This is a genomic window from Cupriavidus phytohabitans (assembly GCF_017815025.1).
Lineage (GTDB): Bacteria > Pseudomonadota > Gammaproteobacteria > Burkholderiales > Burkholderiaceae > Cupriavidus.
In genome coordinates this window covers 38,392-63,171 of record NZ_JAGIQB010000006.1, presented here as the reverse complement: position 1 = coordinate 63,171, position 24,780 = coordinate 38,392, and the positions used below count along the sequence as shown (strand labels likewise).

Here is a 24,780-nt window from a genome sequence, read left to right as displayed (position 1 = left end):
GATGGTTGGGATTTACTTGCGGAAATGCGCGAGCAGATCCGCGATGCCTTTGGTTACTGCATCCGCCGTCTCATCCCGAGACGCCACAGATCCGAAGCCGCGCGAGGCAATCGCCTCGGCCTCGGCACGCGAGTAATTCCCTTCATCCCGAAGGAACCGCTCGAATTCACGAATGGAGATGGGAACGCGCGCTCGGAGCTTGCCCTTGATCTCCTCGATGCGCGCCTCCTCGTTCGCAGGGAACGTCACTGGCGACACCTCGATCAGATCGAGCTTGAGCAGCATCCAGGAGCGCGCCGTCGCGTCGAACTCTTCATCGATGGTCATGAAGCCGATCGACAGGCCGGTCACGGCGCCGGCCTCCATCAGCGCATGCGCCTCGGTGGCGCGCTGCACCTTGCCGATCAGGAGCCGGCCCTCCACAAACAAACCGTTGCCGTCCTCGTAGACCTTGTCGTAGACGCCGATCGGCTCGCCCGAGCGGTGCTGCCACAGCGCCGGCAGCTTGCGCCCCGAGGCCTCGAGCTTCGTCAACGAGTCCGCGAACGCGCCAGGCACAACGATCTCGCCGTAGGAGTCGCGCACGTTGAACACCGACGCATAGCCGGTGAATAGGCCCGAGGAGTTGATCGATTTCACCTCGAAATCGAAATCGCGTCGCTTCATGACAGCGTCTTTCTGTTTCATGACGTCACCCCATCTTCAGCAAATAGGCGCTTGAACATGCTCCGGAAACTCTCGTCGGCCTTGGCCGGTGGCGCGGTTGGCTGCAGCGGCAGCGCGGCTGGATCCGGTGGTGCGTTGGCGTCCGGTGGGTTCTGCGGATCGCCAGGCACCGTCTCTTGCGCGCCGGAAACTTCATCGAGCAGGTTGAGCGGAACGAGTGCGCGCTGCACAGTCAGCACCGCGGCATTGCCACCCATCGGCGGCAGGTTCTCGTGCGCGCGACCCTCGTCGCGCGTCATCAAGCCGTTCTGCGTCATGGTCGACAGGTATTGCGCGCGCTGCACCGAGTTTCCGCGCAGCATCGCGTCGAAATTGAATTCGGCAGCGAAGTCCTCGCCGTCCTCGGGAGGGATCAGCTGACAACCAATGGCCTGCTCGATCAGGCGCGCGGTCGGCTGCAGCGTGAACGTGACAAACCCGTTCTTCTGTTCCTCGATGCCGCTGCCCCAGGAGGTCGACTTCTCGGTGTGCCCGATCATGAATGGCGGCACGTTGAACCACCGGCATAGTTCCTCCACCGAGTAGGAGCGCGATTGCAGCATCTGCGCGTCCTCCGGGTTCATGGTCACGGCCTGGAATTTCAGCCCGCCCTCCAGGATCATCGTCTTGCCCGAATTGATGGCGCCAGCGAATTGCTCGGTGAGCTGGCTGCGCATGCGCTCGCGGTCGGCTTCCTTCAGGATCGTGTCCACCTGCAGCACGCCGCCAGGCTTCATGCCGTTGACGAACACCCGACCAGCGGACTCCTCCAGCGCCAGCGAGATGCCCATCGAATGCCGCGCTTGCGCCAGGCAGGAGATCCCGACCAGGCCATCGAGCGAGAATCCCTTCACATGGAACACCTCGGCCGGCGATAGCTCCTCGAGCTTTCCGGTCTCATCACGGAACACATAGGTGAGCGAGTAGTCCGGATTCACGCGCAGCGTTATCCAGTCCGGCCGCAGCGGCATGAGCGAGACGATGTCACCGTCCTTGTTGCGCGAGATGCGCGAGAACGAATTGCCCCAAAACAGCACCGCGAGCACCACCGCTGTCCAGTATTCGGCCGCGCTCATGTAGGCGTTTGGCTTGGTATGCAGGATGCGATAGAGCGCCTGGCGCTTGGCCTTTTTGCGTGCGCCATCGGCCTGCACGCGGTACAGGAACAGCGGCATGGTGCCGATCGAGGTCGACACCAGGCGCGCGCAGGCCCACACCGTCGACAGCTGCATGGCCGTGTCGACGTTGACGTTTTTTCCGGCCCAGGAGCCGCCGCCAAAGAACAGCATCAATTGGCGTGCGTCACGCAGCGAGAACGCGCGGCCGACGACCACAGCGGCGGTCTTGATGCGAGTCCATGCGCCGCGCAAGGGTTTGATTAGAGCGTTCATGCGATCACCGGATTGGATAGGAACGAACTGAAGTCCTTTTCATTGCTCTCCTGCAGCGCCAGGCCGACAGCCATCGCCAGCGCGACCAGGCCGTCGATGCGGCCCGTACTTTTGCGCTTGTCGAAAATGCGGTTGTTCTTCGCATCGGCCACCAGCACCGCGCTGCCCGAGTTCCATCGCAGGCATGGGTTCCAGAGCACGCGCAGCTTGCCGGCCATCACCAGCTGCTCAAGCAGCTCGACCGAATGCGGCATCCACAGGCCGGATTGCTGGCTCTTGTAGTAGCCCTGCCCATGCGGCACCAGGTCGACCACGATCGATTCCTTGGTGAGTTCATCCTCCAGGTACTTGATGCGGTATGGGTCATAGGCGACGCCGACGACGTTAGCCTGCGCCTGGATCTCCGACAGGCGGATCGCCACAGCGGCCAGATTGATAGCGCGGCCAGGCTTCGCGTAGATGTGCCCCTGCTTGGCCCACTCGTCGTAGTTGACGTTGTCTTTGCGCCCGCGCTCGACCATCGTGTCGGCCGGCGTCCAGAACTCGACAAAGGCTTCGATCACGCCATCGTCGGCCTTCGCCGCCCAGGCATTCGCCGTCAGATCGCGCACCCCGGATAGATCCAGGCCGCCATACAGATCGCGCCCATTGAAATCCGCGACGCGCAGCGTCTTGTTCTCGCAGGCCTGCCACAGATCGAATTCGATCCAAGGGTTTGCCGCGTCGACCCACTGGCAGAAATTCAAGCGGCGAACCACGGCCTCCTTGCCAGGCATGCCGCGCGCCTGGGTGATCTGCTCCTCCAGGTAGAGCGGCTGGATCGTGATGCCGAGCGAGGGATTAGCCTTCGGCCAGCACGCACGGTCCTCGAACGGTTCATCGTCCTGGTCGAGCGAGCACACAAAGCCAAAGAACGAATCGTCCATGAGCGCGCCGGCCGCGACCTTGCGCGCGTATTCATGGTTGACGTAGCACACCGAGGTCCGATCAAAGCCGGAGTTCGTGATCATCACGATCAGCGCCTGGCGCCGGCCCTTGGTACCGGCCCGCATCATCTCGACCACCGTGTTGTCCTTGTGCTCATGGACTTCATCGATGAGGCCACAGTGCGGACGCGGCCCGCTCTGCGTTTTCGTATCCGAGGCGATCGGCCGAAAGAACGATGCGTACTTGCGGAACGACAGGTTGTATGCGCGCTCGGCGACGCCATGCACCTTCACCTTCGCGCGCAGCGGCGGCGACAGCTCGACCATCGCCACGGCATCGCGGAACAGGACCATCGCCTGGTCACGCTTGGTCGCGGCGGCGTAGATCTCGGCGCGCGGCTCGGCATCCGAGGTCATCATGTACAGGCCGATGCCGGCCACCAGCGGCGACTTGCCTGAACCCTTGCCGGCCTCGATGTAGGCGACACGAAAGCGACGGAACCCGGTGTCCGCGCGCTTCCAACCGAACAGCGAGCCGACGATGAACTTCTGCCATAGCAGGAGATGGAATGGCAGGTTCTCGAACTCGCCGCCATTCAGCCGCAGGATGGTCGGATAGAACTCGATCGCATGCAGCGCCGCATCGAGATCCCACACCAGGCCGCGCGTTGGCCCTTTCTCCAGGTCGTCCAGGTGCCGCTGGCAGGCGGCGCGGACATCAGGACCAGCGACGATCTCGCCTTCGCTCACGCCGAGCGCGAACTGCAGCACAGGATCAGAGATAGCCCCGCTTCGACTTCGCCGCTGCTGGCCGGATTTCCTCTTCGTCGTCATCGTCGCTCGGCTTGATTTCCAGGCCAGCACGCGCCGATGGCGTCATGCCGAACTCCACCGCAGCACGCAGATAGGCGAGCTGCGCGCGGCGCGCGTTACCGACCAGCGGGTTCTGGATCACGTTGCCATTGGTGGTCTTGATGATCAGCCCATGCGTGAGCGGATCGCGGCCGGCCATCTGCGCGAGCGCCTGCTCGGCGACCACCCAATGCGAGTAGGCCTGGCAGACCACGGCGAACGCGCCGCGATCGATCATCGTCAGCGTGCCCAGGCGATGCATCTCGCGAGCCAGGCGCCGCCATTCGGCCTTCGCGCGTTCGTCCAGGTGCGCAGGCGGCGAGGGGAGCCGGCCGCGCGCAGGTTGAATTTCATGCTGCGGCAAGGGACGCCGACCAGGGTTCCCCTCCAGGAGCTTGAGCACAGTCGGCTTCGGTTTGGGCGAAGGCATAACGCACCTCGAATGGCAAGCGAAAACGGGAAGTAAGAGGCGCAAAAACCTCTTGGAAATACCGTGTGGTGGTACTAAAAAACTTTTTGAGTTCCCTTGCGCGTTTGCCCATAGTGGTGCTCCGCTCGCGCGCACGCGCGAAGCAAAAACCAGCCAGGAGCAAGCAACCATGAGCAACACCAACACCACCAAACCCGCAGCGCCGGCCGATCGCCAGGCCGAGTTGCGCGACTACCTACAGCCCTTGCATGCGGACGCCGCAATGCTCGCGATGACAGACGATGACTTCCGCGCGCTCGCGCCCGCGCTGTTGCGCGAGCGCGCCCGCCAGGTGCTCACGATGCTGCCGAGCGAGCTGCTGGTCGACATCGTCGACGGCAACATCGACCTCGGCCACGCGCTGCTGCCTTGAGCAGCGACAGCGAGCCAGGAGCACACCATGAAAGTCCGCAACGTTATCGACCTCGACCTCTACGTCGGCATGGCGCCGGAAATTCTCGACATCGAACCCGACAGCCTGGTCGGCCAACAGGTGGTGCGCCTTTGCGCCCAGGTTGCCGAGTTGATCGAGTCGAACCCCGAGATGGAAACGCGATACCAGCGAGAGCTGGCGTCGACTGTTCTGCGCCAGGCCGATTGCTGGTTTTTTGGTTGAGTGAGGAGAGCACCATCCATGAGCAACACCAATACCACCATCAGCGCCGCGCGCTTCCGCCAGCTCGAGGAGATCGCGCGCAAGCACCTGCACCTGGAAACCCTCCAGGAGCGCAACAGCGATCGGCTCGACTTCAGCGACCAGGCGGTCTGGTGCATTCGCGACGCGCTGGTCGCGGCCTTCGAGGCCGGCCTGGAAGCCGGAGCGAAGGGATGACGGCGCAGGACTTCACGCGGGAGTTCGAGCAGATGATCACCGCGCTCGGCCGCATGCGCCGCCGCATCCTGGTCGAGCGCAAGACCACCAGCTGCGCACAGGCCGAGGATGCCTACAACCGCATGCTGCGCCAGGTCGACCACGCCGCGCTGCTACTGCGCCAGGCGACCTTCGCAGCGGCCGAATCCGAGCATGCCCTCCAGAAGCAGGAGCGCTATCAGCGCGGCCTGCCGTTTTGATCACCAGCCAGGAGCACACGATGAAACTACCGAGCAACCGAGTTCTCACCCTGATCGCCGTCGCGGCGGTGGCCTCTCTCTTCATCTTCGGAGGCAAGTCCCCGAGTACGAACACCTCGCCGGAGTACAGCCGGCCGCAGCAGTACGACACGGCCGGCGCCCAGATCGACCTCGCCGGCACCGCATGCCGCGAGGCGGTCAAGCGCCAGGCGAATGACCCCAGCCGCGTCGAGTGGATCGGCCAGGAGGTCACGCCTGGTGCCGATGGCACGTACCAGGTGCGAGGCGAGTTCCGAGCGCCAAACAAGCTCGGCGCGATGGTCCGCGCGAGCGTGACCTGCGAAGTTCGCAAAACCAGCAGCGGCGATTGGCAGATCACGCGCCTCACCGAGAAGCACTGAGGAGCGAGCGCGATGGCTAAAATCCGAAGCGTCACGATCGAGGATCCGCGCACCGGCAAGTGCGGCCGGTATGAAGCGCGCACGTGGCCGAGCATGCCTAAGCGGTACCAGGAGCGCGCCGGCACGCTGAACGGCAAGCCCTACCTGTTCCTCTGTACCAGGGGCGCCGGACGAGGTGCGATCACCCGCTACTACGCCTACGCCCAGGTCGGCGACGACATCTGGTACGTCGACACCGGGAACGATTTCCTGCAGGACGGCGCCGCCGTCGACTTCGCTTAAAGGAACCACGACCATGAGAACGCAAACCCTTGCCGCCGTTTGACCAGGCGCCCAAAACCAGGAAGCGACCTACCATCAAGCCGCTTGGTGGTAAGTCCCCAGGAGCGAGGCGCAGAGCGGCACAGCGACCACCAGCCGGCCAGCGCGCCGGCTTTTTTTCGTCCAGGTGCGTGACACCGCTGCTCTCGCGCAAAAGTAACGCGGCAGGCTCACCGCGGCAAACCCGCCAGGAGCGCCGTCAGGCGGCTTTCCTGGCCTTGGTGGGGCGGTTCCCCATGCGGCCCCGTTTTGACGCAGCCACGGGCCGCGTCGCCGGCCGCGTGCGCGACTTTGCCTTTGCCGGTTTCCCGGGTTTGACCTGGGTAGCGTCGAACGGCTGGCCGTCCTGGTCGACAGCCGCCAGGCCGGTGAGGGTTTGCCAGCGCCGGACGATGACGTCGACATAGCGCGGATCCAGCTCCACCAGGCGCGCGCACATGCCCTGGCGATCGGCGGCGATGAGCGTCGAGCCGGAGCCGCCGAACGCGTCGACCACCACCGCACCAGGACGCGCTGACATCGCCAGGTGCCGCTCCACCAGGGACACCGGCTTCATGGTCGGATGCTCGGCCGAGCGGCGCGGCCGTTCAACGAAGGTCGCGGTGGTGGGCAGCTCGACCACCTCGGCCTTGCCGTCGACCACCAGCAGCGAGTCGCCCCAGGCGATCGCCCACCGGCCGTCCGCGAGTTGGTCGATGCCGCGCCCCTTCGCCCAGGCCTCGACGGTACTCTGCTTGCGACCACCGTAGAAGCGGTGCGCGGCGCCAGGCTTCCACCCGTACAAGATCGGCTCATGGATCCACTGGTAGTCGGAGCGCCCGAGCACCAGCGAATCCTTTCGCCAGATCAGGCAGGACGCGAGCTTCAGCCCCGCCTCGGTGAACGCGCGCCGGAACGCGAGGCCTTCCGTGTCGGCATGCGCGACATAGATCGCGGCACCAGGCTTCATCACCGTGACCAGGCGCTCGAACGCCTGCGCCAGGAACTCGGCAAAGGCTTCGCCCGACATCGCGTCGTTCTGGATCTTGCCAGCCGTGCCCTCGTAGTCGACGTTGTAGGGCGGATCGGTCCACACCACGTCCGCAGAGACGCCGTCCATCAGCCGCGCCCACAGCGCCGCGTCGTGCGCGCTTCCGCAAGCGACGCGGTGCTGGCCGAGCGTCCAGATCTCACCAGGCTGCGAGAGAGGCACGGCCGGCAGCGGCGGCGCATCGTCCGGATCCGCGCCTGGTGCGTTCAGCAGCAACTCGCCGATCTCCTTGTCAGAGAAGCCGGTGAGCAGCGTATCGAAGCCGAGCGCCTGCAGCTCGGCGAGTTCTTCCGCGAGCAGTTCGCGATTCCAGCCGCCGTTTTCCGTGAGCTTGTTGTCCGCGATGACGTAGGCGCGAATCATCTCCGGCGACCAGCCCTCGGCCACCAGGACAGGCACGTCCTCGATGCCGACCAGCGGCGCCGCGAGGAGCCGACCATGACCAGCGATCACCGTGCCGTCTTCGTTCGCCAGGACAGGGATGGTCCAGCCCCAGGTGCGCATCGACGCCGCGAGCTGCGAGATCTGCGCAGGGGAGTGCGTGCGAGGGTTGCGCGCAAAGGGTTTGAAGCGGGAAATCGGCCATTTCTCCAGTCGCTCGGCCGCGTTTTTGAGCGGCATAGAATCTCCAGACAAAGGTGCCCCTGAGCACCATGCGATCGAGGGGGCAGCGAAAAAGGTAAGTGCCGTCAAACGAAGACGGTACGCGGGAAGGTTTTGGCACATAGGTCGCGCGCTTATGTGCGGAAGCGCACATTGCTTTGTCGCTTTTCTGCAGGACCAACTATTCTAAATTGCTGCCATTCGACAGTTTTCCGCGTCATTCCATTCATATCACCCCATTTGGGATGCGCATAGAAAATGGCATGCAAATCGAAGACCCGTCACTCTACCGGAGTTAGCAATGCAAAACGTTGCCAGAAAAACACTTCAAAATCTTAGCGTTCGCATTCCAAAAGAAATTGTCGATGCAGAAATTGACGTAAATTTATTGACCAACCCATATATAATCGCCGTCATTAATCTAAGTAGTGATTGTTTGACGGTGGCGGGCACTAGACCTCTTGGCGGAAACGACGACCAGTGGAAGTGGACGGCGATTCCGAAAACTTGTAGAAATTGCACGACCAACTACGATCAATGTTATAAAGATAAACGTTACTCGCCGATTATGAGCACAGATTGTGACTCGGCGCCATTCGAGCTGTTCGTGGGATTCATGATCGACGATTCGAACGCTCGGGGTGCATTATTTGAGATCAATCCTAGCTGTCAATTTGCAGGCGCTGTAATTGGCGTCGACTGAGGCTCGAACATACAGCGTGCACGCCGCCAGAAGTCGGCGGCTGCATACAGAGATGTGGATTTACGCCGCTAACGGACACCGACGCGACCCCGTTGTCGGGGACACGGGGGGCATTACGGTCCAGATTCGAAGATGTCCAAAGTGTTAGCAGGGGCGTCGAAGGTTCGAGGCAATTACTTTGCAACACTTCAACTATGACGGGCCCCGTTAATGAAAATAATCAAACTTTCTATCTTAATCATCGCGCTTGTCATTGCTACGCCAGCGGTCGCACAGAGTGCGCGTCCGGTCGATTGCTACGGCCCACAGAAATCAATTGCGTGCGAATCGCCTCCGTCCCCACGGGGGACCGGCATTGTACTGGAGGTCGGAAATGGCGGCTCGGGTCAAGCCTGTTTTGACATCGACACGTCGGCGCTCAAGACTGCCACGCATGCGTCTTGCGTCAACCTATCGCCCGCAAACACCGATCAGTGTGATACGGCTCCTCATTGGCGTTGCAAGAGCAATCAAGATTGCGGTGGCGTGACATTCGGTTCTGGAACCGTGCAGAACGAACGTACAGAAGGCGGGCGATATAAAGCGAGAATGTGTTTTCCGTATGCAAACCGTAGCGGGCTCACTAGACGCATCTTCGTGAACGCAATCGACGCCACACCGAAGAAGTAGCGCAATTGCTAGCTTCCCGTGGAGCGAAAATTTGACTACCGCGATCGCATCGCATTTTCATGCACCTTTTTGACGGAGCAGTGACCCCCTGGCGATTTGTTGCGCCGCGAAAAATAAACCTTCCAGCCGGGTTACAGCCCCATACATCCCAAGTTTCACCCCTCCCCCCGGATGCATTCGGCATCACTACCGTTCGGAGGGGGCGCATGGGACGCCGTGTGCTCACGTTCGCGCACCACGCACAGGCGCAGGCCCGAGTCGATCACCGCGATGGGATGACCAGGCACCAGGCCACGGAACGCATCGCGGATCCGGTCACGCACGTCTTGCGACAGCGGCCCATGCGCGGTCACGACCAGGACATCACCAGGCTCGAGCCGCAGCAGCGAGACAGACTGCACCAGATCGTCCAGGTCGTCGCCTGGCTTCGCGTGAAACAACCGATCGATGAGCGAAGCCGCCGCTCTGCCGTTCATGGCAGTCTCACTGCCAGCTGCGAGGCGACCAGGCAGGCCAGGCCTGCGGCCATCAGACTGAAGCGACCACTCGCCACGCCAAGCGCGGCCAGCACGAACAGCACAAGTGCTGTGACCAGGAACAGGAGCGCGATCATGTTCTCCTCCAGCGTCAGACAGGCCAGGCTCATGGCCAGGCCAAGCGAATCAGCGAACGGCATACCAGTGCGGCGACAGAGTCGGAAGTGCCCGAGCACGACCAGCGGCCAGCGCACCAGGCGATTCGACAGCGAGCGACGGCGCATAGCGTCAGAGCTGCTGCATCTTGCGGTACCACGGATGCGCGGGATCCAACGGCATGCCATCGGCATCAGCACCACGCAACAGGCCCGACTTCTCGAACGCCTGCTTCACCGCGTCATGGTGCGTCGAGCAGAGCGTCTGCAGATTGCGGTCGTCCAGGAACAGCGTCCAGTTGCCTCGGTGCGGCGTCCGGTGGTCGACCACGGTACCTGGCACCACGTCTCCAAGATCAGCGCACATCTCGCAATACGGATGGCGATCCAGGTGCGCGCGCCGGAGTTTTCGCCAGGCAGCGCATGCGTACATCGCAGCATATTTGCCCACGGCAGTCTCCCAAAAACAAACAGCCGCCAGAGAGCGGCGGCTGTGGTTTTTGCCAGGCTGCAGGAGCGTCGGCCTTTCGGTGGACACTTCTGCATTCTGACTAAAAAGCATAGGCGTTGTCCGGTTGGAAAACAATGCTGGCGGGTTTTAGCCAGCTTGCTTCTCGCCTGACGCAGCCCGATCGAGCCGCTCGATCTCGGCAAGGATCAGCGCTCCGGCTTTCACCAGGTTGCGGCGATATCCACCTTGCGGCTTCCACCACTGCGGCGACCACGGCCACCAGTACGGCCATGTCTCGGCATGGCAGCTGGTGGGCATCGCATAGGCGGCAGCAGCGAACGCGAGTTCGCCGCGAACGTATGCGTCGTCGCGTTTTGGCGAAAGGCCCTCGACGTCGAGATGGCGGCGACGTTCGGCCAATACGTCGCGCTCGGCCGCAGTAAGGTTCATCGGTAGACTCCTCGGGATTGTCGGCCTGGCAGCGTGGCAGTTCGGACAGCCATAGCGTCCGCACAGCTCCTGGTCGAAGTAGTAGTCGCAGAGCGCGCACGGTTCGAGCACGATCAGGCCTCCTCGTAGTGCGGGTAGATTTGTTGCGATCCGCACTCCGGACAAACAGCACCGCAGAACTCGTCGGTCTCCGGATCGATGGCCTGGAAGCACTCGAACCGCGCGATGTAGCGGAAGACCTCGCAATGGAATAGGCCGTCGTCGGCGTCGAAGAAATGCTCGCCCATGTCAGGCCTCCGCGCGCTCCCACTCGGCAGAGACGCCGTGTGGCACGAATAGGACGTCCAGCCGCCGAATCGCCTCCAGCTCCAACGAGCGAGTTTTCGCTGCGAGCCACAGCGCGCCATCCCCGAGGGTGGACTTCGGGATTCCGTACCGCTTGCCGATCGCGCGCAGCGAGAACCCATCGCGCTCGCTCGTCTCCAGGTAGTGGCGCACGACCAGGTCACGCAGCACACGAACGTCGCGGATCGGCGCACTCCAGCGCAAAGCGGATGCGACATTCTCGATGCCATAGGCCTTGCGCCCCGATAGGCCGAAGCGCGCGCACACCACGCCATACAGATGCTGCGGCAGGCGGTGGTAGGCGGCGTCGCGGATCAGCTCGCATTGCCCGCGCACCTCGAGCTGCGAGAGGCCGCCGAAATTCACGTTCTCGGAAGGCTCGCCACGCAGCTGCTCGAGCCACGCCGCCTGACGCGGCGTCAGCTCATCCAGCTCCTCCATCACGCGCACCAGCATCTTGAGAAACTGGTTTTCTTCACGCACCTGCAGGTACTCCATGCGGAACGACACGAACAGCGCCACGCCGGTATCGCGAAAAATCCAATCGCCGCGATCGATCATGATCAGCGTCCCGCTAGGCAGCGCGCCGCGAAGGCTCGCATGAGGGAATCGTAGTGCCGCAGCTCGCCGCGATAGACCACCACGCGAACCTGTGCCACGGTCGTATCGGTCGACGGTTTGATGGCGTAGGTCGGATAGCGTCCCGCATCAGATGCAACGATGCGTCCGCGCGCTAGGAGCACCTCGAGCGCCGCCCCGATGGCGCGCGGATCCAGGTCCAGCGCACTAGCGATGTTCGCCACGCTTAGACGTTCATGTGCCCGGTGGCGCAGCACGCGCTCGACGCTGCGCAGACGGTTCTCGGTGGGTTGGCGGGACTTGCTCATAGCAACTCCATCTGCGGTATGTGATACGGAATCGCGCGGATTCGGATCCGCAAACAAGGCGTGGCGAGCGGTTCTCCGCGTCGGAAATGGTCATCCCAGACGAAGCGATCGTCCACGAATGCGATGCCCTTCAGCGCATCGAATACGACCTTCCGCGCATTGTCGATATCGATGCAACGCACCGAATCCTCCCAAGCGTCGCCGAACTTGCGCATGCGTTCCCGCGCGTCGAGTGGGAGCTTCGGATGCAGCGTGCCCTCGATCGCGACGCGGCCTGTGATCGGCTTCCGGACGCCGGCCTTCTTCAGCAGCCAGCCCACATCGGTCTTGTATTTCCGCGCCTTAGCCGTCAGGCGCATGGCGCCGATCGGTCGGCCTGCATGCGAACGCACCACGTCCGGCTCCCACAACTCGTTGGTCGAAGGGGGATAGGGAAGCACGATCTCGAAGCCGGCCTGCGCGTCCATCGCTACTCCTCGCCCTCGACGCACAGCGCATAGAACGCCGACTGGAATGCGCGTCTGATTTCGTCGCCACACTCCTGCAGCTCGTAGGCGAACACCGTGCGGCCGAGCGCTAGTTCAATCGCGCGGTGCAGTTCGCCCATCGGGCAGCAGAGCACGCCGGTATAGGCCGAGATCACGATGGCCTGCGGCAGCGAGAGTGGCTCGAGTTCCATCACCGCATTTCCGAGTTCGAGCGTCGTCATACGCGCCCCTGGTCGACAATCCAGCGTTGCACTTCGCGGTAGGCCGCGATGTACCCGCGCGAGACTCGCCCGGTCCTTTCCTGCCCAGGTTGGTAGTTGGCCCACAGCCGTCGCCGCAGCGCGCCAGGCAACATGAACCAGTGCCGGCGACAGCCCCACATGCGTGTCGGAACGCGCTGCTTGCAGCCAGGCCATGGACAGCAGTGAGTGCTCATGATTGGTCTCCCTCGAATTGCGCGATGGCCGCCTCGGCCATCGCCGCTACAGCAGGCGACACGGCGCGGCTAGCCTTCACGCGCTCGCGCACGGCATAAGCCCAGGCGATGCCACCACGCGCCTGGTCGAGCTTCGCCATTTCTCCCTTGAGCCGCGCCAGGTTGGCGCGCTGGTGCTCGCGGTTCATCGCCGCTGGCAGATCGAGCATGGCCTGGCGATGCGCCGGCTCGACGCGATCCGGCGCGCATAAGCGGATGAACTCCGGCAGGTCGGGCGGATGCGGATAGGTGGACAAGCGCTCCATGCCGAGCTGCACCGGCACCCTGTGCAGCGCCACGGCCCAGGTGCGACGCAGGAACTCCGGATCCGCGGCCTCTGCCCACTTGCGCACGAAGCGATCGCCATAGGTCGCGAACATCAGGTCGAACACCGCGTCGATCTGCGCCTCCGAGAGCGCGTTGTACGGCCACGGTTGCGATTCGGTCATGGCCGGCCCCTCAGTTGCTGCACGACAGCACCAGCGGCTGGCACCACGTCCGTCACGTCAACATCGATGGCGTTCTCGCGCTGCAGACGCCGCTCGCGGATTCCCGCCATCAAGCCGGAGCGCGGCACGCTGGTGCGACCGTTGGCGCTCGAGGCCGCCTGGCAATCGCCGTTTCCATCAACCGGGAACAGGCCACGCCATCCGTACAGAACGGCCTTCTCGAGCACGGCACGCGGATCCTGGCCTGCGTCGCGGAGCCGGCCGAGTTCGCGCAAGGCGAGCCGCTCGGCATACGGCGTGAGCGGATGCTTGCCCTTAGCGCGCATCTCGCGGAACGCCTGCCATGCATCGAGGGGGAGCCATTCGGGTTGCACCTGCACCTCCGTTTTTTTCGCCGCGCGCTTTTTTTTCGGTCCCTCGCGCGTAGGTAGTTGGTTCTGGCTTTCTCGGTCTGCAAGCTCTCTCAACCCCGAATCCCCCCCTAACCCCCCCTTAAGGGGAGCCGACCCCCTACAAAAATGAGGGGGGTTGGTGCTGGCTTCGTCATTTTTTGGAGGCGACCCCCTACAAAATTGAGGGGGGTTGGCGAAATGCGGTGATGACGTCGGATTGCAAAATTGAGGGGGGTTGGCGCTGTTTTCATCACATGCCAATTCGGCATTACCGGGTTGCACCTCTGGCTCGGCGAGGCCGGAAAACAAGTCGCGAAGCGGTTCCCACGGCACCCTATAGATGGGCACCAGGCGATGCGCACGGCCGGTATCGAGCAGCAGGCCAGCGTCCTCGAGGCGGCGCACACCGTCCTTAGCCGTGCGCATGTCGACGCGGCATAGGCGCGCGAGGTCGGCGTGCGAGAGACAGACCTCGCCGGTCACGGCGTCGGCATGATGAGAGAACGCAACCAGCAGCGCGTGTGTCGAACCAAAGAGCGCCCGAGACGGCGACAAGGAATAGGCCCAGGCCACGGCGCCCTCCGACATCACGCCGCCTCACGGCAGCGGACCCTCGCGATCGCAGCGAGCGGCGTCGTGCTGCAACGCGCAAACCCATCGGTAATTTCTGCTTCCGGACAATGCAGACAATGCGGGATTTTCATAAGTCGTCCGACAAGACGGTAAAACCCCGTAACCCGCATGACGCAAGGCATAGAAGCCGATCCGGATGAGCGCGCCATTTTTTTTTACGAAGACTTCCGCAAGGCACAAAAGCCAGTCCCTATGTAGGACTTGGCCCCCAAGCATGCATCGGAAAACTGCGTGCCAGGCCTTCACCATAGACCAGACATCGAACCTCGGCAAAGTCTCGAAAGCCGCATAAATAAAGGGTTTCAGGGAGCCTTGGTGCGATTTGGTATGGGTTTGGTATGCCTTTGGTATTGGTTTGCGAATTGGCTTAGGTTTGCATCTGCTGCAAAAAAATTTTACAGGTCTTGTACCTTTTCAATTACGGCCCGTTAACCTAGGCTTCAGTTCCACCACGTCCGGATCGAGAAGTTTCTGCGACACGGTGTCCAGGGGAGATCTCCGATGCGCTTCACGACAGAACGCGCCGAACTGGGCGGCGTGCGGGAGTTCTTTTTGCCGATGTCGGACGGCACCGAGATCTGGTTTATCGCCAGGGGACGCGGACACGGCGCGCGAAGCCGCGCTCGATCGCAAGAACGGAGCTGGTACCGGAATTCAGCGCGGAGGATCCGCGCGATGCTTACCGCATCGAGACGGCCACGGCCGAGGAGTACGCCGCAGCAAACGACAGGAACCATCCATGAGCGCGATCGATATCGAACCGCCGATGCCCGATCAAGCGATGATCCGTGAGGGGATCATCGCCTGGGACTCCCTGCGCCGCGCCAGCACGGCCGATGAAGTGCGCACGATCTACCTGGCGATGCGCCGCGTCGAGCTGCAGGTCCAGACCGACCAGGTGCGTCAGATCCTGCAGCTGCTAGAGGCAAACCCGACCACCTATGCGCTGGATCTGCTTCCACACATCACGCGCATGCTCGGCGTGCGCGACACCACCAGGAGCGAAGCATGAGCGAGGAGCAGCTGCCGGCCGTGCCGGCCCAGGATCTGCCCACGGCGCAGATCACGCGGTACCAAGTGAACCCGATCGAGAAAATGCGCCTGGCGCTGGAGTACGGCCGGATGATGGCGACCTCGCGCGGTGTCGTCCCGCGCGCCTTCGAGGGGAACGAAGGCACCTGCACCGCGATCGCGGAGCAGGCGATCACTTGGAATATGTCCCCGAACGCCCTCGCGCAGATGGCGTACTGCAATGAGAAAACCGGCCGGCTCGGGTATGAAGGCAAGGCGATCGCGGCGGCCTGCTACACCACCGGCGCCACCACGGATCCGCTCGACTTCGAGCCGATCGGCGATTGGTCGGTGCTGCATGGCTTTCAGCCGGAGAGTGCCGGCCAAGGAAAAGGGGGTGGCGAGAAGCTCCAACGCGGCTGGCCTCCCGAGCTGGAACAGGGACTCGGCATCCGCGTCACCGGCACGCTGGCGACGAACCTGAAGTCCTACACCATTGACGTCTACCTGGAGACGATCGCCGTGCGCAACCGGAACTCGCCCCTGTGGGTGACGAATCCCTATGCGCAAATGATCTACCAGGGCGCCACCCAGTGGGCACGCCAGCGCGCACCGTTCGTTCTGGCCGGCGTCCAGGTCGGCGGCGACCACCGTGATGCGCGCGACATGGGCGCTGCCGAAGTGATCAGCGCGCACGGTGCCGAGATGACGCCGCAGGAGCGGCTCGACACGGCCCTAGCGCCGGTCAAGGCCCGCATCGAAGGAACCGCGCCGCCGCCGCCGTTGACGGAAGTCCTGACGGCGTTCAGCAAGGCCAGCTCGCGCAACGAGATGGAGCACGCGCTGCAGCTCGCCGCGCTGCTGCCGGAAGGCATCGACAAAGAGAAGGCCCGCGCCGCCTATGCCGCGCGCCTGGCCGAGCTGAAAGGCCAGCCGGCACCAGGCAGCGAACCGGCGAGCGCGGAACCGTCCAGCAGCGAACCGGCGACGCCGGCACCAGGCGATGGCGGCGAGCTGGAGCCGCCGACCTACGCCCAGGTACGCGACCAGCTGCAGAACGCGCGCACAGTCGATGATCTCGACACCGCCGCTGACCTGATCGGCAGCGTCGAGAACCCGCAGCACCGCGAGGAGCTGGTCGAGATCTACCGCGAGCTGCAGGCCAAGCACGAATGACCACGCGCGAGATGCCATCCGAGGCCGTCGCCGGATCGCCCCATGAGCCGTCCGGCCTGGCGATTCTTGGCGGTACGCATGGCCGGCGGCGGCCTCCGATGGCACCACGTACACCAGGAGCACACCATGCCCGACGAACCCATCGATGCGCGGTACATCGAGATGATGAACGTGCTGGCGAGCGTCCTGGCTGATCAGCTGCAGCCCAGCGGCTTCGCCTTGCTGGTGTTCGACTGCGAAGATCCCGGCCGCGTGAATTACATCAGCAACTGCAGCCGGCAGGACATGATCGCGGCCATGCAAGAGTTCCTTGCGCGCAATGAGGGACGACTGCACGACCCAAGAAGCGCATAGCCGTACCAATTTCTGCGCCCGGTGCGACCATCCCATCCCCAGGTACCTGGGCGCCTTTCACTTTTAGCCAGGAGCACACAACGTTGGATGATGACCAGGAGGAACCCCCGTGATCACCTTTAAGCAAACCCGCGTCAAGCTCTCGAGCGTCAACGCCAGGATGGAATTCCACGGCGACACCGAGGTCTTGATGAAAGACCTCAAGCTCGAGGCAACCCTGCCAAACACTGTGCTCGACCAGGTCTCACCGGACCTGCGCTCGAGCTTGTACAAGGTCAGTGGCAGTCCGCAGCAAGCGCTGCCCGACACCGACCTCGACCACCTCACCGACCTGAAGCATCCGAACGTCGGCGGCTACAAGGCCAACGATGAGCTGGAGGGAATCCTGCGCATCCACGTCTCGAACCGCAAGACCGATGACCTGGTCTTTCCCGAGGCGAAGTTCTCGAAGTTCGCGATCGCGCCGCAGGAGGGGGGCACTGTCAAGGTCGTGATGATGGTCGCCGTCCAGCCTTCCGAAGCGAACACCGGCTGGCTCGACCTGATGATCCACAAAGAATTCAAGATCACCAGCGAGTATCAGGATCGGGACGATGACGATTCCGGCCAGCCGGAACAGGACGAATAGCCATGTCACACGACCTCGATATGTAGCGCGGCAAGGCGGTAGAGGAGACAACGATGACCACCACCAGCAACGGCGATCTGCTGCGCGGGATCGAGCTGTCCAGGATGGCGGAGGATTGCGGGTTTGTCCTGCTCCCCGATGGCCGGCTCGCCGGCAGCATGTACAGCCTGCGCACGCTGGCGCAGGCAATCGAAGTGAGAGTCAGACGCGAGGAAAGCGCGCGAGGAGGAAAGCATGGACAATGATTCTTATCGGCCGCTGGACCGACCGTCAGACATCATCGCCCTGGGCAGCACCTACCCGTTGCCCCATGAGATCCAGGCGATGACGGCGCAGAACGTCTTCGATGCCTGCGCCACGCACATGATGCGACAGGGGGCGCCGGCCGTCAGCGTCGATGACCTGTCATGCCGGTACCGCGCTGGCGGGATGGCCTGCGGCGTTGGGGCGGTAGTGCCAGAAGCCTGGTACACCGAGCGCATCGAGTCGATGACGGTCAGCGAGATTTTGGCGCACGACGACCACGCGATCATCGTGCCGGAGTTTCGCGCGTTCCTGCAGCGACACCAGCCGCTGCTCGCCGATATCCAATCCTGTCACGACACGGTACACGTGCCGGACTGGCGCCGCGCCCTGACAAGCATCGCGGCCAAGTACGGACTCGCATGGCGGTGCCTGGCGCGCTTTGATACCAAGCCCGCCGTGGCGTACAGCCCGAGCGAGCAGACGCGCCGCCTGGCGGCGCAGATCAGCCAGTAGGGAGATACATGCACGCAGGAGTATGCCGGCGCTGCGGCTTGCCATTCGGCCACGCAAACGTCTTCACCTTTGCCGGCCTGCGCGAAGCGATCCGAAGCGCTATTTGCGAGGTCTGCCAAACCCATGAAACGCAAGAGCGACGACAAGATCGTCCCGATCAAGCCGATAACATCGACAGCCGCCCAGCCCCCTCCTGAACCGAAGCCGGAGCCGGAGCCGGAGCCGGAGCCGGAGCCGGCACCAGCATTGCCTGTGCCGGTTGTCCACGCGCAGGAGCCGGACGTCTTGCCACCGGAGGAGGAAGTCCCCCTAGGAGGCGGCTACTACCTGCCACCGGCACCACCGATCGAGGATGAAGTCTGGACGGTTGGGGAGATCGCCCGGTACCTGAAAATTACACCGCGCCAGGCGCGCGGCATCATAGCCACCGAAGGGTTCCCCGAATCCTTCCGGTTGCCAAACGGCCGAGGGGGAACAGTTGGAGTCTCGTACTGGCGCGCGCAACGCGTCATCGATTGGGTGCTCAGTCACGAAGCACCAAGGCCACGCGGACCAGGAGGTCGGCGCACGAAGCCAATCTGAGGCAAAAGAGGTTCATCGCCGATTTCCGGGGAAGGCCGATGACGGCCATGAAGGGTCGTTCGCACTCGCCAGGATTTTGACGTTCGAGCGGCCATTCACCTCGAGATTTGCATCGCCCCTCGACGGCTCGCGCCACCACAAGTTGCTTCGTCAGAGGATGTGGCATCATGGCCGTCGTAGATCTCAAGGAATGGGCGATGCAGTCCTACTACTAAGAACGACATGGAGAAATTTTCAATCGACGAGAGCGGATACACAGGCTTCGACCTGCTCGATCCTCCGCAGCCCTACCAAGGCGCGACCGCAATTTCCATTAACGATGACGAGGCAGCACGGCTGATCAAGGAGCATTTTCCGAAGCTTCAGGCCCCGGAGTTGAAGTACTCTTCTCTTGCGCGCCGAGAAAGCAACCGGCCGCGGCTTCTCGCATTGCAACGCGATATCCTCTCATCGACTAAGGCCATCACATACGTCTGCGATAAGCGGTACCTGCTCCTGCTCATGTTCGTCGACTACGCTGTCGAGCCGTTTTATTACGACAAAGGTTTCGATCTATATGAGGATGGCGGCAATCTTTCAATGGCGTCCATGCTCTATTTCGCTGGCCACGAACTCTTGGGACAGATCGAGTTCGCAGCGTTGCTCGCGGCGTTTCAGCGGGCAATGAAATCCAAGACGGCAGAAGCAATGCGTGATCTCGTCTCTGCCGCAAGACGGACACGATGGGACAGAATACCGGAAGCCCTAGGGCCGTTAGTTCACGCCCACCCCGACTGCCTGGACGCCATCCGACATAAAGAGGTGTCCACGGACGCCGCTTTCGTCGTTTTACAGTCACTGATCACACGGCTCGAAGTAATGACTTCAGCCGATTATCGAATCGAACACGATCGCTCAAAGAACCTACTGCGCTATGGAGAAATGATCTCCAAACTCATCGCGCACGATGTCAATATCGAGTTTCGCGCGTCTGAAATTGCAGCTTTGAAGTTCCCGCTCAAGCTTAAGGAGGTAGTACAGGTTGACTCCAAAAATAGCCCCGCGGTGCAGCTATGTGATGTCATGATCGGTGCAGCAATAGAGGCAGCGAAGACTCTGAGGGATCCCCGCTCGAACTCTATGGAGGTGCTCAGGCTCTATAAGGACGATCAGATCATTCACTTGCTACCCACCACAGATTTTGAGGAAGTGAAGCGGGACCACAAGGGCACACAAGCCTCCAAGTTCATCGACTACTTCGCAAAGAACTTTTCATAGCGCGCCAGTAAGCAGGAGCGTCGGCTGTCCAACGAATTCGCGCATCAATTTAGGTCAGTCTCGCTATTTCCGGTTCTCATCCGAACGAGCGCGGACCGCATTGGATGCGAAGTCATTGATTTTTCGGAGAACGCAGTCTCGAGAATTACGATTCCTCACAGTAGTGTACGGAACCGGAATTCGTGAGACTACGTGCTTTTCTGTGAGACTAGAAATTATGGAATTAGTGCGACTGCCGCGCGCTTACCTTGAGACCATACGGGCTGCGCGCTAGGAGCGCGAAACCCGCTTCCCCACAGTTCCGTACTTGTGGGAAGCACTGACCGGGGGCGCATTTGACTGCTGTCGGCCAGGAGCGGCCTTTTTGGTTTTACGGAAGTCAGCCGGTGAGCTATTGAGGTGGACGCGCCTTGTTCCAAAAAGGTATGAAGACAAGGCGAAGCATCAGCCACCAAGCGTAAATAGCCCCATATGAGGCGCAACTCTCATCCGGCAAGAGACCATGTGCAATCTCGTTGCGCAGATTGGGACCAGTAGCCTCACAGAAGAGTGCGCGAACTTCGAATATCAAATCAGCCGGAAAAACCTTTGTCATTTCAGGCATTGAGACTAAGGTACTAAGTCCAACCTCAGTCTCAATGCCATCTTGATTTATAACTGTCGTCTGTCCGCCTGCAGCCTTTAAGTGAAATCGTACAAAACTCTCCATTTGAGGAGCCGCTATATATGTAGATGTTAAAAAATCACCCTCGAACCCTGCAAGAAGCATCTTTGAAAAAGCGCCTACATAGTCTCGAGAAACTAGACCAGATTGGCGAACAACGAATGCGAAGTCTGCCCAAGTGAGGGGATGCTCCGCTCTAATTACAGCCAAAGCTGGAAGAATGGCACTTTGAAGATGCAACTCGATATTCATCCGATGCAGCCACATCATTTTTTCGAAAATGGCGGCCTCCTCTTCTGGCCCGCCATCGAATGAAAGAGGAGATTGCTTCGCTATGACACGGCCGTCTTGGCTGTAGTAAGTAGCCCCGACTATTGCTTGCATAGGGGATTCTCGGAGCATCTTTTCTGCTTGCTCTCTCAGTTCACCGGATTTGGCAATTGGCGCGAGCCTGCATAGCTGCGCGAGTGCTTCTTCTGGATGCTTGCCGGTAACGGACTGCTCCGCCTCCTGAATCCATTTCGCAATGTCGATAGGCGGGCCACTAATCGTACCCATCTCATCTAGGGCCGCTGCACCAGCCTCCGCAACCTTCTTGTGGAGTGCATCTATGCGGGATGTGACATGAAATTTGTCACGAGCCTTCTTCGGAATTTCGCGGTAGGCTTGAATAGCTCGTTCGTAGAAGTGGGCGGCAGCCATTGCGCTTGGGTGCGCGCCGGCGAGGCGTTGATCGCCTTCCGAGACCAAAGTTTCACCGATGCGCGCTAACATCTCTGTGTGCAGCAACGACAAATTTGCAAGCCGTGCCCAAGCTGCTGCTTCCTCAAAGTATCCGCGCGCACGGTAGTGTGCGGCAGGTTTAAGGTCGGCCTCACCATGGTCCTTCAACGCTTGCGCTATTTCCTCTGCATGGTCCCTCCCGACTTTACATCGTCGTAGCGTAGAGGCGATTTGACAGGCAAGGAAATCTTCCGCGTATTCGCTCTTAGTAATCGAGCCGCTGAGTGAGGCCAAAATCCTAGTCAATCGTTCGGCCCCTGATTTCCGTAATGAGATGCAGAGGCGCAACGCGCGTTCGTAGCACTCCTGACTACCGCTTACCCAGCTCTCCAAATCAATTGGGAGTTTGCTGTACGCATCTATCGCAATAAGAGCGAAGTCTGGTTTCCGACGGCGCGACCAAACGACGTCCGCCAACCTAGCCTGGAGCCAGGCGTCCGGCAAATCAGGTGCGATCAACTCAAAAAAATCTAAGTCTCTTTCGGAGAAATCTGAAAGCGCTGGTGAGCGATGGTTGTCAATCACGAGTACAGGACCAAACGGCTCTGCATTCGCGGATGGCCTCAACATCATTGAACAAGCGTCACCTAGCAGACGCAATACGATCGCTGCCTTGTGTCGCCCCTCGTCCTCCGCCGCTTTGCTTGCGACGCTCAGCGCTTGCCACCGAGGTGTGCCATTGACATGGCCTGCTTCATGGAACAACCCCTCCCAAGCGGAGTCTGCGAGGTCGGCTTTGTCTAAAGGCTCTTCGTTCGACATCTTGTTCTTCATGTTCGGCGAAGGGGTTCTACGGCAAGCGTTCCCCCGCACCTTCTGGATTGATAGAGGAAAGCAATCTGCGGCAACGCGCGTCCCCAGACAGTATCGGATGCTGGACCTGCCTAGACAAACCGCAGTCCGTTGTATCGCTACCACAGCCGACCAAGCCTGTTCCGTTCCCGTTCCCTATAACCGCCGCCTGGCAATCCGCGCGAGCATTGGGACTGTGGAAGCTTGATAACCGGTATATTTTGCCCTGCAAGGGGAAGGAGGTTGACCCCGTCCCCACGAAGGGCCGCTAGAGACCGACAGGCTGCTAAGGGTCGACTGCGGCCGGCGGAAGTGGGGCACCCTGGGACACTCTGTCCCACCCCGCAGCTCGCTGATGAAACGAAAAAATGGGCGCCGGTGGCGCCCATCGTTTTTATGCGGCTTCCGCAAGTCGGTAGCGGTCCTCCCCATCGAGCGCCGCCACCAGGTCGGCCGGCGTCGGTTGATAGTAGACGTTCAGCAGCGTCTCCAGCGTTTTGTGGCCGGTGATCTTCGCCAGGGTTTGAATGTCCATCTTGCGTGCGAAGCGAGTGGTCGCGGTGCGGCGCGCGTTGTGGAAGATCACGTCTTCCTCCAGCTCCAGGTCGTCGCGCACCTGCGCGAAGATTCGCGTGACCTGGTTCGTTGTCAGCGGAAAGACATGGGTGGCACCCTTGTCGCGCTGCTTGTGCAGGTTCTGCATGATGGTGAGCGCCTCGCGCGAGAGCGGCACCATGCGCGGCGAGCCGTTCTTCGTATCCGGCAGCAAGACTACGCGCTTGGCAAGCGACACCTCGCTCCATTCCATCTTGATCAGCTCGCCGCGCCGCATTGCCGTCCACAGCGACAGATCGAGCATCGCGCCAACGAAATGCTCCGGCGCCGACAGGCGGCCATCGCGCGAGTAGTTCAGGTGCTCGAAGATCGCCTCGGCCTCGCCGTCCTCGAACAGCCGCGTGCGCGCCGGCCCATCCTTCGGCTTCTTCATGCGCGCCATCGGACTGGTCTGGATCAGGTGCCATTCCTTCACGGCGTAGGTGAAAACGTTGCCGATGCTGTTCAGCTCGCGGCGCACGCTTGCCGGTGCGACTTCCTGGAGGCGGCGATCGCGCCAGGCCTTGATGTGCTCGGGTTCGATTTCGCGAATCGGCTGGTCGGCCTGCCTGAAGGTCTTGAGGAAATAGTTCAGGCGGTGGACTTCACCCGCGCCGGACTTCTTCTTCGGCGAGATCTCCTTGGTGTAGCGCGTGACCACATCGCGCACGGTCGAGGAGACATCGCGGCCGAGCATGAGCTGGCGCTCGATCTCCTCGGCCCATTGCCGCGCCTCGCGCTCAGTGGGGAACGCGCGAGCGCGGCGTACAATTTCGCCGTTCACGGTTTTGGAAATGGACGCCCGGTACAGGCCGTTGTAAAGCTTGATGGAAGCCATCAGAACCTCTCGATCTAGGTTGGAGCGGCACATGCCCTATCTGGCTGGACGGCACGTGCGGATTGGCGGCACCCCGAATCGCGATGCCAGTCGCGAAATTACCATAATTCATGGTGCAATTTGCGCCTGGTTTGGTCGCGGATGCGAAAGCGAGCGCGACCGAAATCGCCCGTAAACCCGCGCCAGGCAAGCAAATCCATACCAAACCCATACCAAACGCTACCAAGGCTTTTGTTGCCGTTCTTCCCTACAAGGGCAGCGGACCGGCCATGTCCGACCTTCTGGGCGGACAGGTGGACTATATGTTCGACAGCATCACGTCGGCCAAGCCCCAGATTGAATCCGGCAAGCTGACACCGATAGCCGTCACCACTGCCAGGCGCTCCAGCGCGCTCCCCAATGTTCCCACTGTGGCCGAGGCCGGGCTGCCGGGCTACGAACTGTCGCCCTGGTTCGCCGCCTTCGTGCCGGCGAAGACGCCGCAGCCAGTGATTGACAAGCTGAACGGAGCAATGCTCGAGGCCCTGCGAAAGCCTGCGGTGCAAAAGCGCCTGACGCAGATTGGCGCCGAGCCGATCGGAAGCTCGCCGGCTGTATTGCGCGACCATCTGGCCAAGGAAACGGAGAAGTGGGGTGCGCTGATCCGCCAGCGCGGGATCCGCGCCGACTGATCTGCGCGCGTCAGGCCCAGCAGCCGGGCTGCAGCGCAGAGGTTGCCATTCGAGCGCTCGACCGCTTCGTGCGGCAGCGCCCGTTCCAGTCCTTCCAACCCGCCGCTGCATTCTTGCAGCGGGTCGAGCAGCGCGTGGCAGTCGACCTTCACGGCGTCCCTCGCCGGATCTGCCCGACATGGTCGACCGTAGCGCCTTCCGGCAGGCTCAGGCCGCGCCGCGCCGCGCCAGCGCTGGGTCGCGCTACGACTGGCCTTTCGCCCGGAGTGTCGTCGGTGGAGAAGTCCGACAGGACAGAAATAAAGCCACTGCTGGCGCCGCAACTGGCG

At 61.8% G+C, this 24,780-nt stretch carries 33 protein-coding genes and 1 pseudogene; 16 read left to right on the top strand and 18 right to left on the bottom strand.

Going from position 1 to position 24,780, the window contains the following annotated elements:
- Positions 1-12: 12 nt before the first annotated feature.
- Genes J8I34_RS05910 through J8I34_RS05895 form a run of 4 tightly spaced genes read right to left on the bottom strand, consistent with a single transcriptional unit; the run spans position 13 to position 4,277 of the window.
- The gene (locus J8I34_RS05910; protein ID WP_209805580.1) at positions 13-687 is read right to left on the bottom strand and encodes an HK97 family phage prohead protease; all 675 of its coding nucleotides are present in this window, start codon (positions 685-687) and stop codon (positions 13-15) included.
- On the bottom strand, positions 684-2,096 hold the full coding sequence (locus J8I34_RS05905) for a phage portal protein (RefSeq protein ID WP_209805579.1): 1,413 nt from the start codon (positions 2,094-2,096) through the stop codon (positions 684-686). Before J8I34_RS05905 ends, J8I34_RS05910 begins: the two co-directional genes overlap by 4 nt.
- The gene (locus J8I34_RS05900; protein ID WP_209805578.1) at positions 2,093-3,856 is read right to left on the bottom strand and encodes a terminase large subunit; all 1,764 of its coding nucleotides are present in this window, start codon (positions 3,854-3,856) and stop codon (positions 2,093-2,095) included. Before J8I34_RS05900 ends, J8I34_RS05905 begins: the two co-directional genes overlap by 4 nt.
- A complete protein-coding gene (locus J8I34_RS05895; RefSeq protein ID WP_209805577.1) occupies positions 3,798-4,277 on the bottom strand; it encodes a phage terminase small subunit P27 family in 480 nt (159 codons plus the stop codon). The genes J8I34_RS05900 and J8I34_RS05895 overlap by 59 nt, the downstream gene beginning before the upstream one ends.
- A gap of 196 nt (positions 4,278-4,473) precedes the next feature.
- Here J8I34_RS05895 and J8I34_RS05890 point away from each other — a divergent pair, with 196 nt between their 5' ends.
- Genes J8I34_RS05890 through J8I34_RS05865 form a run of 6 tightly spaced genes read left to right on the top strand, consistent with a single transcriptional unit; the run spans position 4,474 to position 6,097 of the window.
- Positions 4,474-4,716, top strand: coding sequence for a hypothetical protein (locus J8I34_RS05890; protein WP_209805576.1), 243 nt, complete (start codon positions 4,474-4,476; stop codon positions 4,714-4,716).
- A gap of 27 nt (positions 4,717-4,743) precedes the next feature.
- Positions 4,744-4,959: a hypothetical protein gene (locus J8I34_RS05885; RefSeq protein ID WP_209805575.1), complete on the top strand. Its 216-nt coding sequence runs from the start codon at positions 4,744-4,746 to the stop codon at positions 4,957-4,959.
- 18 nt (positions 4,960-4,977) lie between these two features.
- Complete coding sequence (locus J8I34_RS05880; protein ID WP_209805574.1) at positions 4,978-5,175, top strand: DUF6900 domain-containing protein; 198 nt, start codon at positions 4,978-4,980, stop codon at positions 5,173-5,175.
- A complete protein-coding gene (locus J8I34_RS05875) occupies positions 5,172-5,414 on the top strand; it encodes a hypothetical protein (RefSeq protein WP_209805573.1) in 243 nt (80 codons plus the stop codon). The genes J8I34_RS05880 and J8I34_RS05875 overlap by 4 nt, the downstream gene beginning before the upstream one ends.
- 20 nt (positions 5,415-5,434) lie before the next feature.
- Positions 5,435-5,815, top strand: a complete 381-nt coding sequence (locus J8I34_RS05870) for a hypothetical protein (RefSeq protein WP_209805572.1) — start codon at positions 5,435-5,437, stop codon at positions 5,813-5,815.
- 12 nt (positions 5,816-5,827) lie between these two features.
- On the top strand, positions 5,828-6,097 hold the full coding sequence (locus J8I34_RS05865; protein ID WP_209805571.1) for a hypothetical protein: 270 nt from the start codon (positions 5,828-5,830) through the stop codon (positions 6,095-6,097).
- A 238-nt stretch (positions 6,098-6,335) separates the two neighbouring features.
- Here J8I34_RS05865 and J8I34_RS05860 read toward each other — a convergent pair whose 3' ends face one another.
- The gene (locus J8I34_RS05860; RefSeq protein ID WP_209805570.1) at positions 6,336-7,787 is read right to left on the bottom strand and encodes a site-specific DNA-methyltransferase; all 1,452 of its coding nucleotides are present in this window, start codon (positions 7,785-7,787) and stop codon (positions 6,336-6,338) included.
- Between the two features lie 283 nt (positions 7,788-8,070).
- On the opposite strand from J8I34_RS05860, the gene J8I34_RS05855 reads away from it, so the two are divergent.
- Positions 8,071-8,472 carry a hypothetical protein gene (locus J8I34_RS05855; RefSeq protein WP_209805569.1) on the top strand — a complete coding sequence of 134 codons (402 nt, stop codon included), beginning with the start codon at positions 8,071-8,073 and terminating at the stop codon, positions 8,470-8,472.
- A gap of 824 nt (positions 8,473-9,296) precedes the next feature.
- Here the strand turns inward: J8I34_RS05855 and J8I34_RS05850 are convergent.
- The 11 genes from J8I34_RS05850 to J8I34_RS05800 all read right to left on the bottom strand — a co-directional run bounded on the left by J8I34_RS05850 (position 9,297) and on the right by J8I34_RS05800 (position 14,282).
- Positions 9,297-9,617 (bottom strand): hypothetical protein, encoded by a 321-nt coding sequence (locus tag J8I34_RS05850; protein WP_209805568.1) that lies wholly within the window; start codon positions 9,615-9,617, stop codon positions 9,297-9,299.
- Positions 9,614-9,901 carry a hypothetical protein gene (locus J8I34_RS05845; RefSeq protein WP_209805567.1) on the bottom strand — a complete coding sequence of 96 codons (288 nt, stop codon included), beginning with the start codon at positions 9,899-9,901 and terminating at the stop codon, positions 9,614-9,616. The genes J8I34_RS05850 and J8I34_RS05845 overlap by 4 nt, the downstream gene beginning before the upstream one ends.
- Before the next feature lie 4 nt (positions 9,902-9,905).
- The gene (locus tag J8I34_RS05840) at positions 9,906-10,334 is read right to left on the bottom strand and encodes an HNH endonuclease signature motif containing protein (RefSeq protein ID WP_245175791.1); all 429 of its coding nucleotides are present in this window, start codon (positions 10,332-10,334) and stop codon (positions 9,906-9,908) included.
- Between the two features lie 36 nt (positions 10,335-10,370).
- Positions 10,371-10,673 carry a hypothetical protein gene (locus tag J8I34_RS05835; protein ID WP_209805566.1) on the bottom strand — a complete coding sequence of 101 codons (303 nt, stop codon included), beginning with the start codon at positions 10,671-10,673 and terminating at the stop codon, positions 10,371-10,373.
- Positions 10,674-10,786: 113 nt separating this feature from the next.
- Positions 10,787-10,960, bottom strand: a complete 174-nt coding sequence (locus J8I34_RS05830; RefSeq protein WP_209805565.1) for a hypothetical protein — start codon at positions 10,958-10,960, stop codon at positions 10,787-10,789.
- A gap of 1 nt (position 10,961) precedes the next feature.
- Complete coding sequence (locus tag J8I34_RS05825; protein ID WP_209805564.1) at positions 10,962-11,579, bottom strand: hypothetical protein; 618 nt, start codon at positions 11,577-11,579, stop codon at positions 10,962-10,964.
- Positions 11,580-11,581: 2 nt separating this feature from the next.
- Positions 11,582-11,905 (bottom strand): hypothetical protein, encoded by a 324-nt coding sequence (locus tag J8I34_RS05820; RefSeq protein WP_209805563.1) that lies wholly within the window; start codon positions 11,903-11,905, stop codon positions 11,582-11,584.
- Complete coding sequence (locus J8I34_RS05815) at positions 11,902-12,372, bottom strand: RusA family crossover junction endodeoxyribonuclease (protein WP_209805562.1); 471 nt, start codon at positions 12,370-12,372, stop codon at positions 11,902-11,904. Before J8I34_RS05815 ends, J8I34_RS05820 begins: the two co-directional genes overlap by 4 nt.
- Before the next feature lie 2 nt (positions 12,373-12,374).
- Positions 12,375-12,614, bottom strand: a complete 240-nt coding sequence (locus J8I34_RS05810) for a DUF7736 domain-containing protein (protein ID WP_209805561.1) — start codon at positions 12,612-12,614, stop codon at positions 12,375-12,377.
- 211 nt (positions 12,615-12,825) lie between these two features.
- A complete protein-coding gene (locus J8I34_RS05805) occupies positions 12,826-13,317 on the bottom strand; it encodes a hypothetical protein (RefSeq protein ID WP_209805560.1) in 492 nt (163 codons plus the stop codon).
- The gene (locus tag J8I34_RS05800) at positions 13,314-14,282 is read right to left on the bottom strand and encodes a phage replication initiator YdaU family protein (protein WP_209805559.1); all 969 of its coding nucleotides are present in this window, start codon (positions 14,280-14,282) and stop codon (positions 13,314-13,316) included. The genes J8I34_RS05805 and J8I34_RS05800 overlap by 4 nt, the downstream gene beginning before the upstream one ends.
- Positions 14,283-15,081: 799 nt before the next feature.
- On the opposite strand from J8I34_RS05800, the gene J8I34_RS05795 reads away from it, so the two are divergent.
- The 8 genes from J8I34_RS05795 (at position 15,082) to J8I34_RS05760 (ending at position 20,109) form a co-directional block, all read left to right on the top strand.
- Entirely contained in the window at positions 15,082-15,354 is a 273-nt protein-coding gene (locus J8I34_RS05795) for a hypothetical protein (RefSeq protein WP_209805558.1), read from the top strand.
- Positions 15,351-16,529 carry a recombinase RecT gene (locus J8I34_RS05790; protein WP_209805557.1) on the top strand — a complete coding sequence of 393 codons (1,179 nt, stop codon included), beginning with the start codon at positions 15,351-15,353 and terminating at the stop codon, positions 16,527-16,529. The genes J8I34_RS05795 and J8I34_RS05790 overlap by 4 nt, the downstream gene beginning before the upstream one ends.
- 126 nt (positions 16,530-16,655) lie before the next feature.
- A complete protein-coding gene (locus J8I34_RS05785) occupies positions 16,656-16,883 on the top strand; it encodes a hypothetical protein (protein ID WP_209805556.1) in 228 nt (75 codons plus the stop codon).
- Between the two features lie 109 nt (positions 16,884-16,992).
- Positions 16,993-17,511 carry a hypothetical protein gene (locus J8I34_RS05780; protein ID WP_209805555.1) on the top strand — a complete coding sequence of 173 codons (519 nt, stop codon included), beginning with the start codon at positions 16,993-16,995 and terminating at the stop codon, positions 17,509-17,511.
- A gap of 53 nt (positions 17,512-17,564) precedes the next feature.
- A complete protein-coding gene (locus J8I34_RS05775) occupies positions 17,565-17,756 on the top strand; it encodes a hypothetical protein (RefSeq protein ID WP_209805554.1) in 192 nt (63 codons plus the stop codon).
- Entirely contained in the window at positions 17,746-18,270 is a 525-nt protein-coding gene (locus tag J8I34_RS05770; RefSeq protein WP_209805553.1) for a hypothetical protein, read from the top strand. The genes J8I34_RS05775 and J8I34_RS05770 overlap by 11 nt, the downstream gene beginning before the upstream one ends.
- A 123-nt stretch (positions 18,271-18,393) precedes the next feature.
- A complete protein-coding gene (locus J8I34_RS05765; protein WP_209805552.1) occupies positions 18,394-18,852 on the top strand; it encodes a hypothetical protein in 459 nt (152 codons plus the stop codon).
- A gap of 222 nt (positions 18,853-19,074) precedes the next feature.
- Positions 19,075-20,109, top strand: coding sequence for a DUF3800 domain-containing protein (locus J8I34_RS05760; RefSeq protein WP_209805551.1), 1,035 nt, complete (start codon positions 19,075-19,077; stop codon positions 20,107-20,109).
- Positions 20,110-20,500: 391 nt separating this feature from the next.
- Here J8I34_RS05760 and J8I34_RS05755 read toward each other — a convergent pair whose 3' ends face one another.
- Together J8I34_RS05755 and J8I34_RS05750 are read right to left on the bottom strand one after the other, a co-directional pair.
- Positions 20,501-22,318 (bottom strand): DUF7380 domain-containing protein, encoded by a 1,818-nt coding sequence (locus J8I34_RS05755; RefSeq protein WP_209805550.1) that lies wholly within the window; start codon positions 22,316-22,318, stop codon positions 20,501-20,503.
- Between the two features lie 424 nt (positions 22,319-22,742).
- A complete protein-coding gene (locus J8I34_RS05750) occupies positions 22,743-23,780 on the bottom strand; it encodes a tyrosine-type recombinase/integrase (protein WP_209805549.1) in 1,038 nt (345 codons plus the stop codon).
- A 242-nt stretch (positions 23,781-24,022) separates the two neighbouring features.
- Between J8I34_RS05750 and J8I34_RS05745 the strand changes: the two are divergent.
- Positions 24,023-24,451 (top strand): annotated as a pseudogene (locus J8I34_RS05745) (tripartite tricarboxylate transporter substrate-binding protein); the annotation flags it as partial.
- Positions 24,452-24,780 lie beyond the last annotated feature (329 nt).